Here is a 24195-nt window from a genome sequence, read left to right as displayed (position 1 = left end):
TTTTATTTCCGGATAGTAGAGGTTTGCGCTGGTGCAGAAGCAGAAGCAGTTGCAGGTGCTGTTTTAGCATCTGCTCTTTGCTTCCCGCTTATAGAAATCAATACCAGCATGAGAAAAATCGCTGCAAATCCGATGCCGTCTGCAATGGTAAACGGGCTATGCAGAAGGACGGTGCTGATGACTGCGGCAGTTACAGGCTCGGAAAAGCCATAGAGGATTGCCTTACCGGCACCAATGTATTTTACGCCCTGCATGTAGGCTGTGAATGCGAGCACATTCCCGATCAACACCACACCGGCGATTCCGGCAAGCCCGGGTAAGGTCGGGACATAGTGGTAGGACCATGGATGGAAGATCAGTGAAGCGGCACAGCCGCCCATCAGAAACGCCCAGCCCTGCATCAGAAAGACCGGATATTTCCGCATGAGGTGCACCGGAACCATATTATAGACGGTGACGGCTAAAGCACTGATGCAGCCGCTGATGATCGCGCTGACAGGCACCGCGGTGGAGGACAAGTTTCCATGGGTTGTGATCAGAAATACACCACTTAATGCAAGAACGATGCTTAGAAGCTCCAGTGGACGAGGCATGCGTTTGCCAAGGATACAGGTAACCAGCAGGATCGTAATCGGCGACAGGTCCTGCATGATGGTGGCTACGCCGGCAGTCGAGAGCTGGATTGTAAGGAAATAGGTAAACTGGCAGGCGCTGACTCCAATGAGCCCGTAAATGAGAAGCTCAATGGGATCGGTATGCCAGGGGGCAAGAGCCTTTTTGATGCCATTTTGGAAAATGTACCAGGCAAGCATCAGGATTCCGGCAAGTCCCAGCCGTATGGGCACAAGCCAGCGGGAGTCCATTCCCTGATACTGAAAAAGATACTGTCCAATGGAGCCGGAGATTCCCCAGCTCATACCTCCGAGGAGTGTGAGCAATGTTCCTTTTGTTTCCCGATTCATAATTTCCTGGTTTCCTCTTTCTGATGAAATCGTTTCAAATACATTCTGCTATTATAACCATCTGAAGATTCCAATACAATGGGCTATAATTCTATAATGTGAACTTGTCTTTAATATTTACATCGCCTATAATAGCTTATCCAGATGATTTTGAGATGGGGTTTTCAGATGATGTGCCAGAGCACGTGTATATCTTTGAGACATATTTTCCCCATCTTATTTATGTATATGAGGTCTTATTATGCGTACTGTTATACTTGCGTCGCAGTCTCCGAGGAGGAGGGAGCTGCTTCAACAGATCGGAATCGAACCGGTCATTGAACCAAGCCATATTGTTGAGGAAATCCGTGCAACCGATCCCGGAGAGGTGGTGCAGGAGCTTGCTTTACAGAAGGCAGAGGATATTGTCAGGCGGCATCCGCAGGAAGCGTGCATTGTCGTCGGTGCGGATACGGTGGTTTCGATTGATGGCAAAATCCTTGGGAAGCCCAAAACGCATGCAGCGGCGTATGCAATGATTTCGGAGCTTCAGGGGAGAGAGCATCAGGTGTATACCGGTGTGGCAGTGTTTTTTCCAAATCAAGAGCATAAGGCTATCCGCTTTACGGTACGGACCAATGTTTCGGTCTATCCGATGACGGAGGAGGAAATTCGTACATACGCGGAGTCAGAGGAACCCATGGACAAGGCGGGAGCCTATGGGATCCAGGGAACATTTGCAAAATATATCCGTGGGATTGACGGCGATTACAATACGGTGGTAGGACTACCGGTAGCAGAGTTGTATCAGAAGATTAAGGGGTGGCTGTAAGATATGTTAGGTTCTATTAGACGCTTGGAAGCAAAGGTATACGATCGGTCGCAGGTGGATTTTAACCACCTGCTTTTTACAGGTCCGGATCTGAGAAAGCTGCTCATCCCTCTTATTATAGAAAACATGCTGACGGCTTTTATGGGGATGGCAGATTCGCTGATGGTTACCAGAGTCGGATCTGCAGCGATTTCCGCGGTATCACTTACAGACAGCATCAATAACCTCGTGATTGAGCTTTTACAGGCGCTTGCCGCCGGAGGCACCATTATCTGCTCACAGTACATCGGAGCAGGTAACCGGAAGCGAAGCAACCAGGCTGCCCGGCAGGTTGTCCTTGCGGTACTGGTGATTTCCATCGGGATTATGCTGAGCTGCCTTATCTTCCGGGGACCAATCCTCCGGGTGATCTTTGGCAGTGTGGAGCCTGCGGTTATGACGGCGGCGCTTACCTATTTCTTCTTTACAGCATTATCCTTCCCGGCAATCGGTCTGTTTCAGGTAGGCGCAGCCTTTTACCGCGCCGGTGGCAACAGCCGTTTCCCAATGACAGTTTCCGTTATTTCCAATGTCATGAATATCATCGGGAACTCGATTTTTATCTTTGTATTCCACTGGGGTGTTATGGGAGCGGCCTTGTCAACGCTTCTTTCCAGGATTTTTGCGGCAGTGGTGCTGATGGGATATCTGAGACTTCCACGGCAGGACATTGTGATCCGGGATTATAAAAGCATGCGCCCGGATTTCTCGATGATTGCGAGGATCCTCTCGATTGGTATCCCGGCGGGTATTGAAAACAGCATGTTTCAGTTCGGAAAGCTTGCTATACAGTCCAGTGTTTCCACGCTCGGTACCACCGCGATTGCTGCGCAGGCCATGACCATTATTTTTGAAAATCTCAACGGCATCGGGGCGGCGGCAGTCGGTATCGGTTTGATGACGGTGGCGGGACAGACGCTTGGCGCCGGTAAACTTGAGGAAGCGAAGTACTATTTCCTGAAGCTCATGTGGATCGGAGAGATGGTAATTCTGATTTCCTGTGCTGCCGTTTATGTGATCGCAGAGCCGGCGATGGTGCTTTCCGGACTGGTACCGGAGGCCCGCGTGATGAGTATGCAAATGCTTACCTTTATAAGTCTTGTAAAGCTTGTGATCTGGGTTCCGGCATTTATCATTCCCTATGGTCTTAAGGCAGCGGGAGACGTGCGCTTTACGATGATTTCATCGTCTTTATCCATGTGGCTGCTCCGTGTAGTGGCTGCAACGGTGCTGATTCGGGTGTTTGGATTTGGACCGATTGCCGTCTGGATCGGTATGGCACTGGACTGGCTTGTACGGGCAGTGCTTTATACCTGGCGTTTCCTGTCCGGGAAGTGGATCCATCAGTTAATATAAGGAGGCTTGATTATGATACAGGACATTTATCCAAAGAAGCTGATAAACCATTATGACGCCGGTAAGAGACCATCACAGACAAGTCCGGTGCTGCGCTTTAATGATAAGGGCGCCTTTCTGGTGCGGGAACGCGAGGTGGAAGGGAAGCCTGTTATGTGCTTTCCGGAGCGGAAGGAGTTCCAGACAGCATCGGATGAAAGAGACTTCACCTTTCTCTTTACCATTGGCACGGAGGACTATTTCCTTCTGGAAAATACGGCATTGCCGGTGCCGGATGGATGCGAATATCACAGCATCCGGGAAATGCGCGCAAACGGCTGGGGACCAAAGGACCGGGTATTTGCAGGAGCAACGGCACTGCAGCTGTATCACTGGTATCAGAACAACCGTTACTGCGGACGCTGCGGAACGCCGACTGTCCGGGATACGGTGGAGCGCGCGATCAAGTGTCCACACTGCGGCAATACCATTTACCCGCGGATCGTCCCGGCGGTCATTGTAGCAGTAACCAACGGAGACAAGCTGCTTGTAACAAAGTATGCTAGAGGCTTTAGCCAGTATGCACTGGTGGCAGGCTTTACTGAGATCGGTGAAACCCTTGAGGAAACGGTGCAGCGTGAGGTGATGGAGGAAGCGGGTCTGAAAGTGAAAAATATCCGCTATTACAAGTCACAGCCATGGGGTATTGTGGATGATCTTTTAGCAGGCTTTTACTGCGATGTCGATGGAAGTGACGAGATCCATATGGACCGGTTTGAGCTGAAGCTTGCGGAATGGCGCAGCCGGGAGGATGTGATCCTGCAGTCTGATGATTTTTCGCTTACAAATGAGATGATGATGCGCTTTAAAGAGGGCAGGGAACCACGCTGAAGATATAAAACAGGAGAGGAGAATACCCGATGAAAAAAATACTGCTGCTTGGAACCGGAGGCACGATTGCTTCCATCAAAACGGAGCATGGGCTGAAGCCTGCACTGACCGCACCGGACATCCTTGCGTATGTACCGGATGTAAAGGATTTCTGCGATATTGATGTCGTGCAGGTCTGCAACATTGACAGTACCAATATGCGTCCGGAAATCTGGGGTAAGATCGTATCGGCGATCCGTAAAAATTATGACCGGTATGATGGATTTGTACTGACACATGGCACGGATACGATGGCATATACCTCAGCCGCATTATCCTACATGATACAAAACAGCCGTAAGCCGATTGTGATCACGGGATCCCAGAAGCCGATCAATATCGATGGAACAGATGCCAAAACCAATCTCCGGGACAGTCTCCTCTATGCCTGTGATGACTACTCGGAAAACGTATCGCTTGTCTTTGACGGGAATGTGATTGCCGGTACTCGTGCCAAAAAGATGATGGCACGGTCCTTTAACGCATTTTATTCTGTCAACTTCCCGGTGCTTGCGCGGATCCAGGACAGGCATATTATCCGCTATATCCCATATGATCCGATCCGGGAGCCCGTGAAATTTTATGAGGAGGTAAGCGACAGCATCTGCATTATGAAGCTGATCCCGGGTGCGCGGCCGGAGATGCTTTCCTATCTTTTTGAGAACTACGACTGCATTGTCATCGAGTCCTTTGGGGTCGGAGGCATTCCGGACGCACTCCTTGCCAAATTTTATGACGAAATGGAGAAATGGGCAGAAAAGGGCAAATTTATCGTCATGGCGACCCAGGTGGTAAATGAAGGCTCTAATATGGAGATTTATCAGGTGGGGCAGCGCATCAAGCAGGATTTCAAACTGATCGAGGCATATGACATGACGCTGGAGGCGACGATCACCAAGCTCATGTGGCTGATGCAGGAGTACCGGGGAGAGTATGATAAGATCCGCGAGGGCTTCTATCGTCCGGTGAACTACGACATCCTCTGCGCCTTTGAGGAAAATTAAAATACGACAAAAATTAAAATTCAGTGTATCGGGAGCTCCACGCAGAAGGTATTGATGCCTGCAGCGCTTTCTGCCCAGATGCGGCCCTTATGCTGTAGTACAATATTCTCCGCGATGGCAAGACCCAGTCCGTAGCTATGGTTCATGGTTCTTGCCTGATCGCCACGGTAAAAGCGTTTAAAGATGTTTTTTCTGTCCTCCTCGGAAATAGGAGCTCCGGGATCGGAAACCGAAAACAGCAGATGATGGGTATCTTTCTTTTTAAGCTCTACATGTACCTCGCCCTTAGGGTCGCAGTATTTCTGTGCATTATCCAGCAGGATTTCAATAACCTGGCGAAGATGTGCTGCGGATCCATTTACGCTAAGACCCTCTGTAAGCTCATCCGTAAGCTTCAGATCCCGTTCATAAAACACGGCTTCAAAGGTCAGAAGCTCGTTTCTTACAAGCTCCGTAAAATTGACATGCTCCGGAGTCATTTTCTGCAGTGCGCCGTTATCCACTCTTGCAAGCTCCAGGAGACTCTCCACAAGTCCACGCATCTGGTGGGACATCGTGAGGATATTGTCAGTAAAGCGTGTATTGTTTTTTTCTTTTGCCTCCAGCCATTTGGCCTGCTCTTTTGCCTCCATGCCAAGCGGCATGCTCCGGCTCTGACCGGATTTTAAAAGCTCCGCGTTGGTGAGGATGACGGTCAGCGGCGTTTTAAGTTCATGCGATGCGTCGGATACAAACTGACGCTGCTGGTTCCAGGTATCCTCTACGGGTTTTACTGTCCAGCGGGCAAAGAGGATGCTGATCAGGAGGAAGCTGAAAAATGCCAGAAGTCCAATCAGGATACAGTTCCGGAGAAGGCTCTGCATCGTACTGATTTCGCTGGAAATATCCGAGAAGACAATGACCGTTGCCGGAGTGCTTTGTCCGTCTGTTGTCACCTCGTCTGATTTTTCAGAAGCCTGATCTGCATCATCGGATTTGGAGGCCTGTGCTGCCTTAAGATCAGCATTTCTATGCCATGTGCTGTTTGTGCCATCATCTACCATGAAACGCAGACTGTACTGCGATAATGTACCGACCTTCTTTTCGGATTTCAGTGCCAGCACCGCAAGATCGCTTAAGGACTCCTCATCCGTGAGATCATAATAGTCGCCGGATTTATTGAGGATGTTTCCTGCCTCGTCGAGCTCCAGCCGGAAAAACGGAAGCCGGATATTTTTTCCGTCTTCCGGGTGATCATCCGGTCTCGGCCCGTGCGCCGGTGCGGAGAGCATCATCGACATCATGCGAATGTTTTCGTCCCGGAGTCTCCGGGAGGTAAGGCTCAGAACAAGTCCGAAGATGATAATCAGCATCATCGTGACAATAAACATCATGATGACGATAAAGCGTATACGGAGTTTTTTAAGCATGACTCACCTCCAGATGATAACCGAGACGTCTTGCGGCAACGATATTCAGATCTGAGCCGATGTTTTTAAGCTTTTTACGTAGAAACCCGACATATACTTCCACATGGTTTTCCACGGCATCCGAGTCAAAGCCCCAGACCTTGGAAAGAATCTGCTCCTTGGAGGTATTGCCGCCCTTGGCCTGCATGAGAAGCCGCATGACGTCATATTCGCGGGCAGAGAGCCGGATGGAGTTTCCATTGCAGTTCAGTGTGCAGGACTCGAGATCCAGAGAGGTATTTCCATAGGTTAGTTCATCCACTTCGGACCCCTGCCGGCGGAGAAGCGCATTGACACAGGCGAGCAGTTCCCGGCTGTCAAATGGCTTTGTCAGATAATAGTCCGCGCCGGAGTTCAGCCCCTCCACCCGGTCCATAAGCTCGGATTTGGCGGTCAGCATCAGGATTGGCAGGCTGATGTGCTCCTGTCGGAGTTTCCTTGCGACCTGGTAGCCATTGAGCCTCGGCATCATTACATCCAGGATGATAAGATCGTAGACCCCGGTTTCTGCATACTGGAGACCGTCCTCTCCATCGTAGGCAGCATCGACAGCAAAACCTTTATCCTCCAGCAGAACTTTAATGGAATCCGCCAGTAATTTCTCATCTTCAACGATTAATATTTTCATAGGTATAGCCTCGTTTCTTTTGCCGCTGTATTGGTTCCTAATATATTGGTTCCTAATATATTGGTTCCTAATATATCGGGTCCTTACATATCGGTTTCTTACATAAGTATATTATGGAAAGCTGAAAACATCCTTAAAATTTCAAGAGCTTTTTCGGTTTTCAATTTGTTTTTTCGGATTTTTTTCATGCGTTCTTTTTTTAGACCGTTTTCAGACTGTTTTTCAGATTTTTCAGTTTCATTTCAGCTTGCTTCGGTACAATGTGCATCGTTACAAAGAATCATGTTAACCGGAGAGGAGTTATTTATGTATAGAAGATACCTGTATGGAGCGATGGCAGTGTTTGCCGGAGCCGGTGCTGTGTTTGCGTCCACACCCCTGGCGTCCTATGCCGCAGTCAATTTTGATATGAGGAAAAAGATTTTAAAATCCGCCAACATTATTGATTCTGTCAGCGCAGGTAATGAGGAAAATACGGTTTCCAGAGCGGAATTTGCCAAGATGCTGGTACGTGCATCCAGCTACAACAACAGTGTCAGCGCCTATAATAACGTGTCGGTGTTTCCGGATGTAGCAACTGACAATACCTATGCTTCCTTTATCCGGCTGGCGGCAGAAAAGAGCTGGATGACGGCATATCTTGGAGGAAATTTCAAGCCGGATCAGCCAATTAAATTTCACGAAGCGGTAAGGGCCTGCCTTACGCTGCTGGGATATACTTCGGATGACTTCTCCGGCAATCAGGTCGCCAACCGGATCGCCAAGGCGCAGTCTATCGGGCTCTCGGATGATCTTGGCAAGTCCGCAACGGATGAGCTCAGCTACCAGGACTGCATCAATTTGTTTTATAATCTGCTGATTACCAATACCAAGTCACATGAAACTGAAACAAAATCCAGCTCCACAATTTACGGAGCAATCCTTGGATTCACGCTGACATCGGATAATGAACTCAACATGATGGATACACTGACATCTAATTTAAAGGGACCGTATGTGCTTAAGTCCGGACGAAGCTTATCCTCCATCATTCCGTTTTCCGAGAGCGATGCTTCCTGCTTCCTGGACGGTGCAAGCTCCGATCCCGATGTCATTGAGGATGCGGCAGAGAGTGAGGACGTAGTTATTGTCTACTATAATACCTCGACAAAGTCCGTCTATGCCTATACCAGTGCCGGAACCACGGATAGGGATACTTCACTTGGCACAGCCAAGGGCACATTGGATGCGATCTATTATAATTCCAGCAATGTCATGACCCCAACATCCATTTCGGTAGACGGTGTAGAATACAAGATCACGAGTACAGACATGCAGTATGCATTCTCCATCTACGGAAGTCTTGAGGTAAGCGATACCGTCACGATTGTGTATGAGACAGACAGTGATGGCAGTAAGGTTGTGATCTCATACGTTAAGAACTAAGGGAGGCATGCATGACAGCACAAAGCAGCACAATCGGAGCGGCGCCGAGAGCACCGAGAAAAAAATTTCGTCTTCCTTTTAAAAGGATCCTCGCGCTGATCCTTGTCATCGCAGTTGGCGGGGGATCGGCGTATTACTTCCTGGTTTACCGTAAGGCACAGAGAGCAAAGGCAGAGCAGAATATGAAAACCTCCACGGTATCCCGGGAGACCATTACATCAACGCTGTCCTCTTCGGGTACAATTTCGCCCAAGGATTCCTACTCCATTACCTCGATGGTGGACGGTGAGGTTGTAGAGGCAAACTTTGAGGAAGGAGATCAGGTTACGGCCGGACAGGTATTATATCGCATCGATTCCTCCTCAGTGGATACCCAGATCAACTCTGCCAACAGTTCTGTCAGCAGATCACAGAAGCAATATGATGAGGCGCTGAGCGACTATAATAAACAGGCGGCGTTGCTTTCCGGTAACACATATAAGTCTACGGCATCCGGCTATATCAAGAGTTTAAAGGTCAAAGCCGGACAGGAAATCAGCGGAAACACGGAAATCGCCGAGCTATATGATGAGTCGGTAATGGAGGTTTCCATTCCGTTTCTCTCCACGGAAGCGCAGCAGATTTCCGTCGGTTCCACAGCAACGCTGTACCTCTCTGATACACTGGAGGAACTGCAGGGTACGGTGACAGCTGTTGCCGCTATGGATCAGACGCTCACCGGAGGACAGATTGTCCGGGATGTTACCGTGCAGGTGCAGAACCCTGGCGGGCTCACCACATCAATGACGGCAACCGCGGAGATCAACGGCTTCAGCTCCGCGGGTGATGCCGCGTTTACCCCGGCAAAGGATATTACGATTACAGCATCGGATCTCTCCTCCAGTGTTAAAATTACACAGGTTCTGGTGCATGAGGGTGATTACATTTCCGAGGGTACCGCACTGTTTTCCATTGATGCAGAGGATGCGGAGGATATTCTTAAAAGCTATCAGGACAAGGTGGACTCCGCAGAGTCCAGTCTGGACAGCGCCAAGACCAGTCTGTCCAATACAGAAGATAACCTTGATAATTATACCATCACCGCACCGATTTCCGGTACTGTCATCACCAAGAGCGTAAAGCTTGGAGATAAGGTGCAGAATGGTAATTCCGCAACGGCACTGGCAGTAATCTATGATCTCTCGGAGCTTACCTTCTCGATGAATATCGATGAACTGGATATTTCCAATGTCAAGGTCGGACAGACGGTTAGCGTCACTGCGGATGCATTCCCGGATGAAACCTATACCGGAACTGTCACCAATGTCTCTATGGAGGGTACCGCGTCCAACGGTGTCACCTATTATCCGGTGGAGGTTACGCTCACGGACTACGGCGATCTGCTGCCTGGTATGAATGTCTCCGGTGTCATTACACTCGATGAGGCAGACAATGTGATTGCCATACCGGTCGATGCACTGCAGCGTGGAAATATCGTCTATGTTAAGGATAGTGACGCTAAATCAGGGACCGAAGCAGCTGAAACAGCTTCAGATGCAAGCGCAGAAACCTCCGTAACTAATCCGGAGTCTGCGGCAGCCATTGAGGACGCAAAATCATCAGATGCTGGTAAGGATAAAGCTTCCAGCGACAAGGATCATAGCGGTAAAGACGATACCGTGCCGGAGGGCTTCCATGCAGTAGAAGTTACGACAGGTCTTGTGGATGACAGCTATGTGGAAATCACGTCTGGAAATCTGTCTGAAGGCGATGTCGTTTACATTACCCAGTCAACCGTGGAAGACAGCTCCGAGAGTACAATGATTCCTGGTATAGGTGGCGGAATGGCTGGCGGTCAAAACGGACCCGGCGGTGGTCAGGACAGACCCGGCAACAGCGGTGGACCGGGTGGCGGTCAGGGCGGCGGCCAGGGCGGCGGCCCAATGTAAAGCGGCTGCATTCGCATCCGGATCCTGTGAACAAAAGAACAGAATCGGGTGCAGATACAGGCAGAAAGCAGAGAACCTTATATCCTGAAATTTTAAACAGATGGGAGGCAGACAGATGTCAGTACCTGAGGAGACAAAAGAGGCGCCCCTTACCAAGGACGCAGATATGAACCCGAAACCACAGGCTTTTACGGGCGAGGAGGAAGATCCGGAAGCAGAGCACTATGATGAAATCGAGAAGCTGGCAGCCGCGGCAAAGCAGCAGGGAAACTTGCCTCCGGCGGGACACGAGGGAGAGAAGCCGTTGCTGGAGCTTCATGATATTTATAAAATATACCAGATGGGCTCCGAGGAGGTGCATGCCAATGACGGCATTACCTTAAATGTTTATGATGGGGAGTTTGTCGCCATTGTCGGTAAGTCCGGCTCTGGTAAGTCTACGCTCATGAATATCATCGGCGCGCTGGATGTTCCGACGCGCGGGCAGTATCTCATCAACGGCGAGGACATCTCTCAAATGTCAGATGATGAACTTGCGGACATTCGGAACCGGAAAATCGGCTTTATCTTTCAGCAGTATAACCTTCTGCCTAAGGATAATCTCCTGGACAACGTGTGTCTCCCGCTGCTTTACGCGGGCGTACCCAAGGAGGAACGGCAACGGCGGGCAATGGAACAGCTGGAGCGGGTCGGGCTTCAAGATAAGTGGATGCAGCACCCAAGTCAGCTTTCCGGTGGTCAGCAGCAGAGAGTATCCATTGCGCGGGCGCTCGCCGGTCAGCCCGAGCTGATTCTTGCGGATGAGCCCACCGGCGCGCTGGACTCCAAAACCTCCCGGCAGGTGCTGGGATTTTTAAAGGATATTAACAGCGATGGTAATACTGTCGTAATGATAACACATGATAACTCGATCGCCGTCGAGGCCAGACGGATTGTGCGGATCTCTGACGGCAAGGTCGTTTATGACGGATCAGCGGAGGAATATGCTAAACTCATTTAATCTCGCGTTAAAAAGCATATGGTCAAACAAGATGCGGTCGTTTCTCACCATGCTTGGCATCATCATCGGTGTTGCTGCCGTGATCATCCTGGTGGGACTGGTTAACGGAGAAATGTCCTATATGACCGAGAGCTTTGCATCCCTGGGTACCAACCGGATTACAGTGAATGTCACAAACCTGAGCTCCCGCTCGGTCTCTGTAGACGATATGTATCAGTTTTATGAGGATAATGCCCAGTACTTTAACTATATGTCTCCCAATGTCACAGTCAACGCTACGGTTAAGGTGGGGAATGAAAACTCGACCAGTACCACGGTCACCGGTGTATCGGAGGATTATCTGAGCATCCTGGATTACAGCCTTGCCGAGGGACGGTTCATCCAGTATGCGGATATATCCGCCCGGCAGAAAGTCGCTGTAATCGGATATTATGTTGCGACGACATATTACAGAAATGCTTCCTCGGCCATCGGACAGGAGATCAGTGTCAACGGCGAGAAGTATAAGATCGTGGGTGTCGTGGAGCGGCAGACCTCGGAGAGCGATGAGATGTCAGAGGGCGGTGAGGATGACTTCATTTACATGCCATATACAGCGGCAGTCAAGCTCTCCCGTAACGGGACGATAAACAATTATACCTTTGCGCTGAAGGATACGTATGTGCAGCAGGCAACGACAGTGAAGGGCATCATTGAGGACTATCTGTACTCTGTGTTTAAGGATGACGATCTCTATCATGTAACCGCAATGAGCGAGCTTCTGGACTCTATGAATGAAATGATCGGTACCATGTCCATGCTGCTTGGTGGTATTGCAAGTATCTCGCTGCTGGTGGCAGGCGTTGGTGTCATGAATATCATGCTGGTATCCGTAACGGAGCGAACCCGTGAAATCGGTATCCGTAAGTCACTTGGTGCAAGGAAGCGGACGATCCTTACACAGTTTGTAATTGAGGCAGCGGTGACCAGCTCGATGGGCGGTCTGATCGGTATTGTAGTCGGCAGTATTGCGACTAAGTTAGCTGGAAATATCATGGGGATTGACGCGGCGCCAACATTCGCCTCTATCCTCGTATCCTTCTCCGTGTCCGTTGCGATCGGACTGATTTTTGGATATATGCCGGCGAGGAGAGCTGCAGCGCTGAATCCAATTGATGCATTACGGTCTGACTGATGCCTTGAAATCCCCCGGATTGCTCTTACCATCCGGATATGCTATAGTGAGAGCAGTAATTGAAACAGTCTGCATTAGATATGGTATGATCCGGATTATGAAAGCCTGCGTTTTGTTCTGTGCTGTGCTTCCGCTTCCGGGCTTCCGGATGGAACTGTTTCAGCACAGTATACGTGATTCACATGTTTATGCCAGGAGGGGTTTCTAAAGCTTCATGAAAAAATTATACAGATCGAGAGAGAACCGCATGATTGCAGGTGTCTGCGGGGGAATTGCCGAATATTTCAATATAGATCCGACACTGATCCGGCTTCTGTGGGCGGGGCTTACTCTTTTTTTCTGTTTTGGCATCGTATTTTACATTATCTGTGCCATAGTGATCCCGGATGCTCCGTATGGACCTTATGGTGACAACGGAAGCGCCGGCAGAGGATATTGATAGAAACGCCGCGGCTCTCAGAAAAATTTGCCAGCCGGTAAAATCGGAATGAGCCAGAAAAACTGAAAACCGGAAAAAAATATTGCCGGCTTTGGGAAATCCGTTTACAAAGCCGGTTTTTTGAGTTATATTTTTTCTGTTTTTATAGCATGATCATGGGGCGACAAAGGCGTCGACGTAGATACAGGAAGTATCTGCCGCCTTTTCCGCCTCATTTTTTTGATCTGTTGTCCATCACCGATGTATCTTTTGACCATGAAAGGGGAGTATCTATGATCAAGTATGTATTTGTTACCGGCGGAGTAGTTTCCGGACTTGGCAAGGGAATTACGGCTGCGTCTCTGGGACGTCTTCTGAAAGCAAGGGGCTATAAGGTTACCATGCAGAAGTTTGATCCGTATATCAACATTGACCCGGGTACGATGAATCCGATTCAGCACGGCGAGGTATTTGTTACCGATGATGGCACGGAGACAGATCTGGATCTCGGACATTACGAGCGTTTTATCGACGAATCCCTGGATCATAAAGCTAATGTTACCTCAGGTAAGGTCTACTGGTCTGTTCTTAACAAGGAGCGTCACGGAGAGTACGAAGGACATACCGTGCAGGTCATTCCACACATCACCAACGAGATCAAATCTGATTTCTACCGGTCAGAAGATCCTAACGAGGACCGGATTGCAATCATTGAGGTTGGCGGCACTGTCGGCGATATTGAGTCGCAGCCGTTTCTTGAGGCGATTCGCCAGTTCCAGCATGATATTGGCCATGAGAATGCGATCATGATCCATGTGACGCTTGTGCCGTATCTGCATGCATCCCAGGAGCTTAAAACCAAGCCGACACAGATGAGTGTCCGTGAACTCCAGAGACTGGGACTGCAGGCAGACATCCTGGTATGCCGTACCGAGCAGCCGATGCCGCAGGAAATCAAGGATAAGATTGCGCTTTTCTGTAATGTGCCGGCAAGCCATGTTATTCAGAACAATAACGCGGAGTTTATCTATGAAGTGCCGCTGATGATGGAACACGAACACCTTGCACAGTCCGTCCTGGAGTGTCTGCATCTTCCGTGTCCGGAGCCGGATCTCACCGAGTGGAAGCAGATGGTGGAGAAGCTTCGCCATCCGGAAAAGGAAACGGTAATTGCGATCGTCGGGAAGTATACACAGCTGCATGATGCATACTTAAGCGTGGTGGAAGCCTTAAAACACGGCGGTATTGCAAATAATGCCAAAGTCAACATTCGCTGGGTGGACTCTGAGGAGCTGGAACATGTCGGTGCGGCTACGCTGCTGCGCGGTGTCAACGGCATCCTCGTGCCGGGCGGTTTTGGATCCCGTGGCATTGAGGGTATGATCCTGGCGGCGCAGTATGCAAGAGAAAACAAGATTCCGTATCTTGGCATCTGTCTTGGTATGCAGATTGCCATCATTGAATATGCGCGTAATGTACTTGGATGGGATGATGCCAACTCCACGGAGTTTGATCCGCAGACCGAGCACCCGGTGATTGATCTTATGCCGGAGCAGAAGAGTGTGACGGATCTGGGCGGCACGATGCGTCTCGGCGCATATCCCTGTGAGCTTCGTGAGGGCACCAAGGTGCGCGAGCTTTACGGATCAGAGCATATTTCCGAGCGTCACAGACATAGATATGAGGTGAATAACACCTACCGCGAGGAGCTCGAGAAAAACGGCATGCAGCTGGTCGGTCAGTCTCCAAATGGACACATTGTGGAGATGATTGAGCTTAAGGATCATCCGTACTTTGTAGCAACACAGGCACATCCGGAGTTTAAGTCCCGTCCTAATAACGCGCATCCACTATTCCGCGGTTTGATCGAGGCATCCCTCGGCGAGGACATTCGCTGATTGTGTAATGAACGCTCGGTACGAAATAGCAGGATTCGTTAGTAAAGCTTTTATAAACTGAGCACCTTTCCTCATAGTGGGTGGGTATTCCGGTGGTAGTCGAACTGGCTTTAAGGCTCTGGCAGAGATCTGCCGGAGCTTTTTCTTGCATAAATGAACATATTTTAATGTGTTACTATGTCGTGGAAAAGTATCAAGAGATAGAGTTAGTTATATATAATTTTGGTGAACAATTGCGGATGAACTTTTAGGTAAAAGCGTGCTAAAATCATAAAGCTGTGTAGGAGAAATCTTTTTTTAAGGAGTACAGATTAGACATTATGATTTTTGATGCATTTATGGATGCAACGCTGGATACAGTGAAGCTGCTTCCATTTCTATTTGTTACCTATCTTGTTATGGAGTACCTGGAACACCGTACCGGCAGCGCTTCTGCGGCGCTTCTGGAAAAGTCCGGGAAATTTGGTCCTCTTATCGGAGCAGTGGTAGGTCTGTTTCCGCAGTGCGGGTTTTCTGCGGCAGCCGCCAGTCTCTTTTCCGGTGGTGTTATCAGCCTCGGAACCTTGATTGCCGCATTTCTGTCTACCTCGGATGAAATGCTGCCGATTTTTATTTCGGAGGCGGTTGCACCTGTAACGATCGCAAAGATCCTTGGGACCAAGGCGCTGCTTGGTTTGATCAGCGGTCTGTTTATTGATCTTATCATCCGGCAAAAACGAATGCAGCTTTCCGAGAAGCACATTCACGATCTCTGCGAGCATGAGCACTGCCACTGTGATGACGATGAAGATGATCCTGAAGGCACTACGAGAAATCAGGCTGCACAGACCGCAGCATCTCAGCAGAGGTCCCTTCAGAAGTCTCTACATGAAACGCATCATGAGCATGAGCATCACCATCACCACCATCATCGGGGAATCCTCTGGTCAGCACTCTGGCACACACTGCAGATTACGATCTTTATCTTTATCCTTACCTTTATCATCACGGTACTGGTGGAAGGCATCGGCGAGGATGCGATCGGCAGCTTCCTGTCCGGTAAGCCTGTAGTAGGCGTATTTCTTGCAGGTATGGTGGGACTGATTCCAAACTGTGCGGCTTCTGTTGCAATCACGCAGCTTTATCTCATGGGGATCTTGAATGCCGGTCAGATGATGGCAGGGCTGCTTGTCGGAGCGGGAGTCGGACTTCTGGTTCTGTTCCGAACCAACGACCATCCCAATGAAAATCTTAAGATCCTTGGACTTCTGTATACTGCCGGCGTCTTCTGGGGGCTGATCATTGAGTCTATGGGCATAGTATTTTGATAATTCTGCCGAATATGTCAGGAAGGACCGCATTAAAAATAAGTAAGTTTGTAAATTATTTATGTTTACAAATAATTTGATTATCATATAGAATAATTATAGTTATGCAACTAGTGTGATGTAATTAGACTTAAGTGTCCGCGGTTATGAAAGGAAGAATATCATGGATACGGAAAATCTGATCTACGTTGAGATGCTCGGCGGTTTTTCCATTTCTGTAAACGGGCAGTGTATCGGACTCGGAAATAATAATAAAGCCAATTTTTTAAAACTGATCCAGATCGTATTACTGCATCGGGAGCATGGGATATCCAAGCGCGAGCTGATCGATGGAGTTTTTGGATATAAAGATCTGCTGGATGAAAACAACAGCTTAAATAACCTCCTTCATCAGGCGAGAACGCAGATGAAGCGGGGAGGCATCCCAGGTAAAAAGTTTATCGAGGGCAAAAAAGGTGTATTTTTCCAGGAGAAGCTGGATGGCTATACCACAAAAATAGACGTATTTGACTTCCGGGCATACTGTCACCAGGCAGAGCAGTCAGCGAGTGATGAAGAAAAGGCGGAGCTGTATCAGAAGGCATTTGACCTGTATAAAGGGGAGCTGCTGCCGGTTTTTGCCACGGATTACTGGGTAATTGTGGAGAGTGTGCAGCTTAAGCACATGTATGATGAGCTTGTGGAGTTTTTGGGCAAGTACTATCGGGAGCACCAGGAGTATGACAAGCTCTATCAGCTTTATTTCCGTGCCAATCAGATTTATCCGGATAATGGATGGCAGATCAATGTCATTGATGCCCTGATTTTACGGAAGCAGTACAAGGAGGCATACGAGCTCTACCGCAAGACAGCAAAGTATTATCTGGAGGAGCTGGAGGTGCCGCTGCCGGATGCATTGATGGAGTGCTACAACCGGATTTACAATAATGATAAGGTCGCTTCCGATAATATTGAGGAAATACAGGAGAGCATTGTACAAAGAGATGCTGCATTAAAGCGGGCAGAGGATGGTGACAAGCTGGGAGCATATTACTGCCAGTTCTCAAGCTTTGTGGATGTTTATCATGTACTGATGCGGAACCTGTCCCGCAGAAGCAATTCCATATTTATGATGCTCTGCACGCTGGTGGATTATGAGGGAAAGCCAATCCGCAGCCCGGAGAAGCTGAGCGCAAGAGCAGATGCACTGAAGGAAGCGCTCTCCAGCGGTTTAAGACAGGGAGATGTTTATACGAAATACAGCGCAAGCCAGTATCTGATTTTGCTGATCGGCACCAAAAAAGAAAACTGCTCTAAAATTTATCAGCGGATTTCCCGGAAGCTGAAGGACATTGCAGGTCCAAGAGCAGATTTCAAGTACCGCATTGTATCCATGTCCGAAATCCCGGTCATGCTGGAAAAGCCTAAGGATGCGGAACAGTAATAAAGTGATGACATGAGATAATTGTTAACAACGAGACCTTTAGCTTGGTATGTTGGGTTGATCCCTGACAGTACCTGAGACGAAGGTCTTTTTTGATATGATATTAAAGGGATGTTTTTACGTGACGGTATCGGGAACTCATCATAGAGTTCCTTCTTTCAATAGGCTCTGAATTGGAGGCCGCTTTTTACATGACAGTGTAGAAGGCTTCTTTTATGCTTCGGTGGACTTCCAGCTAAAAATATGCTATGAAATAAAAGGTTATTTTACGTATTTGGAGGATGATCAATGGCTCGTGAAAGCTTTAAATCCAGAATCGGCTTTATCCTTGTAAGTGCTGGCTGCGCGATCGGTATCGGAAATGTGTGGAAGTTCCCTTATCTGGTCGGGCAGAACGGAGGAGGATTTTTTGTACTGTTTTATCTTCTCTTTCTGACAATCATGGGAATTCCAATCCTTACGATGGAGCTTGCCGTCGGAAGAGCCAGCAGAAAGAGCGCGGTGAAATCCTATGAGCAGCTGGAACCGGCTGGCAGCAAGTGGCACATCCACGGTTGGTTTGCCATCGCAGGTGCCTACCTTCTCATGATGTATTACACAACAGTTTCCGGATGGATGCTGTCATACTTCTTTAAATTTGTCTTCGGAATTTTTGACGGGCTTAGCGCAGAGGAAGCTGATACGGTATTTACTACCATGCTGGGGCGACCAGAGGAAATGACACTCTGTATGGTCGTAACGGTGCTGCTTGGCTTCCTGGTGGTTTCCTTTGGACTACAGAAAGGTCTTGAAAAAATTAGCACCGTTATGATGAGCTGCCTTCTTGTATTAATTGTGGTACTTGCACTCCATAGTCTGACACTTCCGGGTGCTAAGGCCGGCACAGAGTTTTATCTTATGCCGAGTCTTGAGAGAGTACGGGAGACAGGCCTTAAAAATGTAGTGATGGCAGCGATGAATCAGTCATTTTTTACATTGAGTCTCGGTGTTGCATGCATGGAGATTTTCGGTTCCTACATGTCAGATCAATATACACTGGCTGGAGAAGCCGCCAGAATCGGAATTCTCGATACTTTTGTGGCGATCGTCGCAGGACTTATCATTTTTCCGGCATGCTTCAGCTTTGGAGTAGAACCAAACTCGGGTCCGGCACTCATATTCCTGACGCTTCCCAAGGTCTTTATGCATATGGCTGCCGGCAGAATATGGGGTGCGTGCTTCTTCCTGTTTATGACATTCGCAAGCTTCTCCACGGTCATCACAGTATTTGAGAACCTGATTGCGACCTCGATTGATAATTTCGGCTGGAACCGCCGTAAAGCAGTGATCGTGAACTGCATTTTCATGCTGTTGGCAAGCATGCCCTGTGTACTGGGATATAATCTCTGGTCCGGACTGCACCTGATCGGCGGAAGAGATGTCCTGGACTCCGAGGATTTTATCGTGAGCAACCTCCTTTTACCGATTGGCTCACTGATTTACTGCCTGTTCTGCGTGAGCAAATGGGGCTGGGGCTTTAACAATTATATTGCAGAGTGCAACAAAGGCGCTGGTCTTAAGATGCCACGAGCGTTTAAATTTTATTTCCGCTTTATCCTGCCGATCCTGATTTTGATTATTTTGATTCAGGGACTTAGATAAAATGAAGTTTTTATCCATTTGGCTGGAAGCTGCCGACTCTAATAGATCGAGCACTGAGGCAGCCATCATCCCCCACTCAAGTTTTAATTTGAGCGGGAGAAGATTCATCCGAAAAGACTGATTCTACCTCGATCGGATGACTTTTCCATCTATTACCAATCCCATTTTAGCTTTTCCCGACTTGCAGATTACAAGCAGCCATCCGATCCTCAACTATGTTGTGGTTTCGGATGGCTATTTTATTGAGTTCCCCGGAGGGATTCATCCGAGACGGTTGGTGTTCCCCGCACCTGCGGGGGTGACTCTCATTGAATTATCTTCGCATATAAGATTTCATTGCCGGACGCTATTGCAAATCCGGTGTAACAGCGTACAATGGATTTGTCGATTTTTTAACAAGTCATCCAAATTTGTCTAACTTGATAAAAAAATTTAAATTACTGTGGAACTTTGTTAAATTATAGACTAGAATGTACTTATTGCTAGTCAACCATTGAGTGTCAGTTCCATGCTGGAAATGACGCGAAATATTTGCAAGGTTATGATGGTACTAAGTAAAGGAGAACTGCAGACATGGAAATTCAGTTACAGGAATTAATCGATAAGATTAAGTCAGACGGAGTGGCTGCTGCAGAAGAGGATGCAGCAAAAAAGCGGGATGCTGCAGATGCGGAAGCCCGTAAAATTGTTGCAGACGCTAAAGCAGAAGCTGCCAGGATCGAAGCTGCCTCAAAGGAAGAAAATGACAGACTGGTGAAGGCAAGTGAAGAAGCGATCCGTCAGGCTGCAAGAAACATTCTGATCGAGTTCCGTGAGGGCATTACCAGAGAGCTGGATGCAATCCTTAAGGCGGAGGTCGACAAGGCGTACTCGAGAGACATGCTTGCTTCTCTTATTCCCAAGGTAGTTACGGAATGGGTGAAGCATACAGATGCACAAGACATTCAGATACTTTTAAACAGCGAGGATCTTGCTGCGTTGGAAAGCGGACTGACAGCTGAGCTTAAGGCTAAGGTTGGTGCCGGAGTCGTATTAAAGGCTGCAGACGGTTTGGAAGGCGGTTTCCGTATTGCGGAGAAGGATGGAACTGCTTACTATGATTACTCTGCCGATGCAGTCGCGGATCTTTTTGCAGCATATCTGAATCCTCGTATTTCAGCCATTATGAAAGAGGCAGTGAAGCTATGACAGAGCAATATTACCTGGTTGCACAGCTTCCCGGTCTGGACGGACTGGATGAAAAATCCTCTCTGCCTATACATACAAAGGAGTTTAAGGAAGTCTGTTCCCGGTATCTGGGTAAAAAGAGTCAGCAGATTCTGGAGGGATTGTCTTTAATCCCGCCAAGAAACGGAGCATCCACCGGATCCCGTCTTGTGGACAGATGGAATCAACAGGAGCGTGAGCTTCGACTGGCTCTCGGAAGCATTCGCGCATCAAATATGAAAAAGCAGTTTGATGCCGGCGACACTCTGATTCCTTCAGATCTTTTACAGATTTCCCGAACTGCGGCAGGTATGGAAGATCCTTTGCAGGCAGAACAGTATCTGCTCCATTACAGACTGGAAATGCTCGGCAGATTAAGACCTATGGACAGTTTCTGCGAGGATGCGGTCTATTTCTACGGACTCAGGCTGATGCTTCTTGAGCGAATGCAGAAGTTTGACAGGCAGAAAGGGATTGCTTCCTATAATGAAATATATAACTCTGTTTTAAATAGAGATCATCAGGAGAGGTAACATGGCAGAAAATATTGGAAAAGTGGTCGGCATTAATGGAAACATGGTAACGGTCCAGTTTGACGGAAATGTTTCCATGAATGAAGTCGGCTACGTTAAGGTAGGCGATACGCGTCTCAAAGGAGAGATCATTCGTATCCGCGGCAATGAAGCGCAGATGCAGATCTATGAGATGACCAACGGTATCGCATGCGGAAATGAGGTGGAATTCACCGGAGATCTGCTTTCCGTAACCCTTGGACCGGGGCTTCTGGGACAGGTTTATGATGGTCTGCAGAATCCGCTTCCGCTGCTTGCTAAGAAAGCGGGCTGGTTTCTCGAGAGAGGTATCTATGTGGATCCTCTGGATGATGAGAAAACATGGGCTTTTACGCCAAGCGCCAAACCCGGCGATGTAGTAAAAGCAGGCGAATATATCGGTTCCGTACCGGAGCGCGCATTCACACACCGTATTTTTATTCCATTTTATTTATTAGGGAGCTATACGGTAAAGTCTATTGTGCCTGCCGGAGACTACAAAATTAATGATACGGTTGCCGTCATCACAGATGAAAAGGGCAAGGACATTGAAGTTAAAATGTGCTTCAAATGGCCGGTAAAGCGTGCAATTAACTGCTATGCGGAGCGGCTGGCACCGACGGAGACCATGGAGACCAAGGTTCGTCTGATTGATTCCTTCTTCCCGGTGGCGAAGGGTGGAACCTATTGTATCCCAGGGCCGTTTGGCGCAGGTAAGACGGTGCTGCAGCATACGACATCGAGATATGCAGACGTGGATATTGTTATTATTGCAGCCTGCGGCGAGCGTGCCGGTGAGGTTGTGGAAACTCTGACAGAGTTCCCGAAGCTTACGGATCCGAAGACCGGCAGATCGCTGATGGAGAGAACTATTATCATTTGTAACACTTCCTCGATGCCGGTTGCGAGCCGTGAGGCATCCGTTTATACAGCAGTGACTCTGGCGGAATATTACAGACAGATGGGGCTTTCCGTTCTGCTTCTTGCAGATTCCACCTCTCGTTGGGCACAGGCGCTGCGTGAGATGTCCGGACGACTGGAGGAGATCCCCGGCGAGGAAGCATTCCCGGCATATCTGGAGTCCTACATCGCTGCTTTTTATGAGAGAGCCGGTTACGTCAGACTTCCGGACGGCAGCACAGGATCGGTTACCATCGGCGGTACCGTATCTCCTGCCGGAGGTAACTTTGAGGAGCCTGTGACGCAGGCTACACTTAAGGTTGTCGGCGCGTTCCACGGACTCTCGAGAGAGCGTTCGGATGCAAGAAAGTATCCCGCCATTGATCCGCTGACCTCATGGTCCAAATACAAGAGCGTCGTTGATGCGGATAAGATTGCGTTCTGCAGAAATATCCTGGAGCATGGCGTCGAGGTCGGTTCGATGATGAAGGTTGTCGGTGAGGAAGGTACAAGTCTTGATGACTTCATCATTTATCTTAAAGAGGAAATGCTGGATGCGGTGTATTTGCAGCAGAACTCCTTTGACCCGATCGATGCCGATTGTTCAGTTGAGAGACAGCGCTATGTAATCGACAAGCTGGTCAAAATCCTTGGCTCCTCGTTTGCACTTACAGATAAGGATGAGGCGCGCAGCTATTTCAACCAGCTGCGTCAGAGATTCACAGACTGGAATTACACCGAGTTTAAGAGCGATAAGTTCCGGGCGGCAGAGGCTATGATTGATCAGCTGTATGACGAGAAGTCGGGCAAAATGAGCCCGGAAGCAGAGAGTCTTTGCAAGGGTGGTAATGCGTAATGAATAAAGTATACAATCGAATCGAATCCATCACGGGTAGTGTAATTACTGTCCGTGCGGAGGGCGTTGCCAACAATGAGCTGGCGGAGATCACCACAAGATTTGGTAAGTCGCTCGCCGAAGTCAATAAAATCGATAAGGATATTGTTTCGCTGCAGGTTTTTGCCGGTGGTCGAGGCGTTTCCACGGGAGATGAGGTCCGCTTCCTCGGACATGAAATGAGAGTTTCCTTTGGTGATGACATCCTCGGACGTATTTTCAATGGTTCCGGTGAGCCGAGAGACAATGGACCAGCACTGACCGAAAACATGGTCCCGATCGGCGGACCATCGGTTAACCCGTCCAAGCGTATCCTGGCAAACCGTATGATGAGAACAAACATCCCGATGATCGATATGTTTAACTCTCTCGTGGTTTCACAGAAGCTGCCGATTTTTTCCATTTCCGGAGAGCCCTATAACCAGCTGCTTGCGCGGATTGCCATGCAGGCAGAGGCGGATGTCATTGTACTCGGAGGCATGGGACTGAAGTATGATGATTTCCTGTACTTCAAGGATACACTGGGCAACGGCGGTGCACTGAGCAAGACCGTCATGTTTATTCATACCGCTGCGGATCCTACGGTTGAATGTATCAAGATCCCGGATATGGCGCTTGCGGTTGCGGAGCAGTTTGCGCTGCAAAATAAGGATGTGCTGGTACTTCTCACAGATATGACAAACTATGCCGATTCCCTTAAGGAGATTGCGATTACCCAGGAGCAGGTACCTTCCAACCGAGGTTATCCGGGCGATCTGTATTCTCAGCTGGCAGCCAGATATGAAAAGGCGGTTGACTTTGATAATTCCGGATCCATTACGATTCTCGCTGTAACAACGATGCCGGGCGATGATGTTACACATCCGGTACCGGATAATACGGGATATATTACCGAGGGTCAGTATTATCTTAAAAACGGTCATATTGAACCGTTTGGTTCACTGTCACGTCTTAAGCAAAATGTCAATGGTAAGACCAGACCAGATCATCGTGCGCTGATGGATGCAATGATCCGTCTCTATGCTTCCTATAAGGATACACTGGAGAAAAAGAGCATGGGCTTTAACATGAGCCGCTGGGATGAGAAGCTTCTGAAATATGGCGATCTTTTTGAAAAGAACATGATGGATCTTTCCGTCAACATGCCATTGGAGCAGTCTCTGGATTTGGGCTGGAAAATCCTTGCGGACTGTTTTGATAAAGATGAAACGGGCATCAAGTCTGAACTGATTGAAAAGTACTGGCCTAGTAAATCATAACGAGGCAGAGATA

General features: G+C 48.6%; 20 protein-coding genes. 17 read left to right on the top strand and 3 right to left on the bottom strand.

From position 1 onward, the window contains the following. Nucleotides 1–2: 2 nt before the first annotated feature. On the bottom strand, nt 3–962 hold the full coding sequence (locus ACTNEN_RS04905) for a DMT family transporter (RefSeq protein WP_441204927.1): 960 nt from the start codon (nt 960–962) through the stop codon (nt 3–5). Between the two features lie 241 nt (nt 963–1203). On the opposite strand from ACTNEN_RS04905, the gene ACTNEN_RS04900 reads away from it, so the two are divergent. From ACTNEN_RS04900 to ACTNEN_RS04885, 4 genes are read left to right on the top strand one after another with little or no spacing between them, the layout of a single operon-like run. Further along, nucleotides 1204–1773: a Maf family protein gene (locus ACTNEN_RS04900; protein ID WP_441204926.1), complete on the top strand. Its 570-nt coding sequence runs from the start codon at nt 1204–1206 to the stop codon at nt 1771–1773. Nucleotides 1774–1776: 3 nt separating this feature from the next. Further along, the gene (locus ACTNEN_RS04895) at nt 1777–3168 is read left to right on the top strand and encodes an MATE family efflux transporter (RefSeq protein ID WP_441204925.1); all 1392 of its coding nucleotides are present in this window, start codon (nt 1777–1779) and stop codon (nt 3166–3168) included. A 12-nt stretch (nt 3169–3180) separates the two neighbouring features. Next, on the top strand, nt 3181–4038 hold the full coding sequence (nudC, locus tag ACTNEN_RS04890) for an NAD(+) diphosphatase (RefSeq protein WP_441204924.1): 858 nt from the start codon (nt 3181–3183) through the stop codon (nt 4036–4038). A 29-nt stretch (nt 4039–4067) separates the two neighbouring features. Further along, nucleotides 4068–5081, top strand: coding sequence for an asparaginase (locus ACTNEN_RS04885; protein WP_441204923.1), 1014 nt, complete (start codon nt 4068–4070; stop codon nt 5079–5081). Nucleotides 5082–5101: 20 nt separating this feature from the next. Here ACTNEN_RS04885 and ACTNEN_RS04880 read toward each other — a convergent pair whose 3' ends face one another. Next, on the bottom strand, nt 5102–6490 hold the full coding sequence (locus ACTNEN_RS04880) for a sensor histidine kinase (RefSeq protein WP_441204922.1): 1389 nt from the start codon (nt 6488–6490) through the stop codon (nt 5102–5104). Beyond that, on the bottom strand, nt 6483–7157 hold the full coding sequence (locus ACTNEN_RS04875) for a response regulator transcription factor (RefSeq protein WP_441204921.1): 675 nt from the start codon (nt 7155–7157) through the stop codon (nt 6483–6485). Before ACTNEN_RS04875 ends, ACTNEN_RS04880 begins: the two co-directional genes overlap by 8 nt. 306 nt (nt 7158–7463) lie before the next feature. On the opposite strand from ACTNEN_RS04875, the gene ACTNEN_RS04870 reads away from it, so the two are divergent. The 13 genes from ACTNEN_RS04870 (at nt 7464) to ACTNEN_RS04810 (ending at nt 24182) form a co-directional block, all read left to right on the top strand. Beyond that, complete coding sequence (locus ACTNEN_RS04870; protein WP_441204920.1) at nt 7464–8582, top strand: S-layer homology domain-containing protein; 1119 nt, start codon at nt 7464–7466, stop codon at nt 8580–8582. 11 nt (nt 8583–8593) lie between these two features. Continuing rightward, on the top strand, nt 8594–10510 hold the full coding sequence (locus tag ACTNEN_RS04865) for an HlyD family efflux transporter periplasmic adaptor subunit (RefSeq protein ID WP_441204919.1): 1917 nt from the start codon (nt 8594–8596) through the stop codon (nt 10508–10510). A 340-nt stretch (nt 10511–10850) separates the two neighbouring features. Further along, nucleotides 10851–11510 carry an ABC transporter ATP-binding protein gene (locus ACTNEN_RS04860; RefSeq protein ID WP_441205080.1) on the top strand — a complete coding sequence of 220 codons (660 nt, stop codon included), beginning with the start codon at nt 10851–10853 and terminating at the stop codon, nt 11508–11510. Continuing rightward, a complete protein-coding gene (locus ACTNEN_RS04855) occupies nt 11494–12684 on the top strand; it encodes an ABC transporter permease (RefSeq protein WP_441204918.1) in 1191 nt (396 codons plus the stop codon). The genes ACTNEN_RS04860 and ACTNEN_RS04855 overlap by 17 nt, the downstream gene beginning before the upstream one ends. A gap of 214 nt (nt 12685–12898) precedes the next feature. After that, entirely contained in the window at nt 12899–13123 is a 225-nt protein-coding gene (locus ACTNEN_RS04850; protein ID WP_441204917.1) for a PspC domain-containing protein, read from the top strand. A gap of 272 nt (nt 13124–13395) precedes the next feature. Beyond that, on the top strand, nt 13396–15000 hold the full coding sequence (locus ACTNEN_RS04845) for a CTP synthase (RefSeq protein WP_441204916.1): 1605 nt from the start codon (nt 13396–13398) through the stop codon (nt 14998–15000). Nucleotides 15001–15320: 320 nt separating this feature from the next. Next, nucleotides 15321–16307: a putative manganese transporter gene (locus ACTNEN_RS04840; protein ID WP_441204915.1), complete on the top strand. Its 987-nt coding sequence runs from the start codon at nt 15321–15323 to the stop codon at nt 16305–16307. 163 nt (nt 16308–16470) lie between these two features. Beyond that, the gene (locus ACTNEN_RS04835) at nt 16471–17730 is read left to right on the top strand and encodes a bacterial transcriptional activator domain-containing protein (RefSeq protein ID WP_441204914.1); all 1260 of its coding nucleotides are present in this window, start codon (nt 16471–16473) and stop codon (nt 17728–17730) included. Nucleotides 17731–18018: 288 nt separating this feature from the next. Further along, nucleotides 18019–19371: a sodium-dependent transporter gene (locus ACTNEN_RS04830; RefSeq protein ID WP_441204913.1), complete on the top strand. Its 1353-nt coding sequence runs from the start codon at nt 18019–18021 to the stop codon at nt 19369–19371. A gap of 573 nt (nt 19372–19944) precedes the next feature. Further along, entirely contained in the window at nt 19945–20559 is a 615-nt protein-coding gene (locus ACTNEN_RS04825) for a hypothetical protein (protein WP_441204912.1), read from the top strand. Beyond that, complete coding sequence (locus ACTNEN_RS04820) at nt 20556–21110, top strand: hypothetical protein (protein ID WP_441204911.1); 555 nt, start codon at nt 20556–20558, stop codon at nt 21108–21110. The genes ACTNEN_RS04825 and ACTNEN_RS04820 overlap by 4 nt, the downstream gene beginning before the upstream one ends. 1 nt (nt 21111) lies before the next feature. Continuing rightward, nucleotides 21112–22884, top strand: coding sequence for a V-type ATP synthase subunit A (locus ACTNEN_RS04815; RefSeq protein WP_441204910.1), 1773 nt, complete (start codon nt 21112–21114; stop codon nt 22882–22884). After that, nucleotides 22884–24182 (top strand): V-type ATP synthase subunit B, encoded by a 1299-nt coding sequence (locus ACTNEN_RS04810; protein ID WP_441204909.1) that lies wholly within the window; start codon nt 22884–22886, stop codon nt 24180–24182. Before ACTNEN_RS04815 ends, ACTNEN_RS04810 begins: the two co-directional genes overlap by 1 nt. Nucleotides 24183–24195 lie beyond the last annotated feature (13 nt).

It is taken from the genome of Oribacterium sp. HCP28S3_H8 (assembly GCF_052064775.1).
Taxonomy (GTDB): domain Bacteria; phylum Bacillota; class Clostridia; order Lachnospirales; family Lachnospiraceae; genus Oribacterium.
This window is presented reverse-complemented; position numbering and strand designations above follow the sequence as displayed.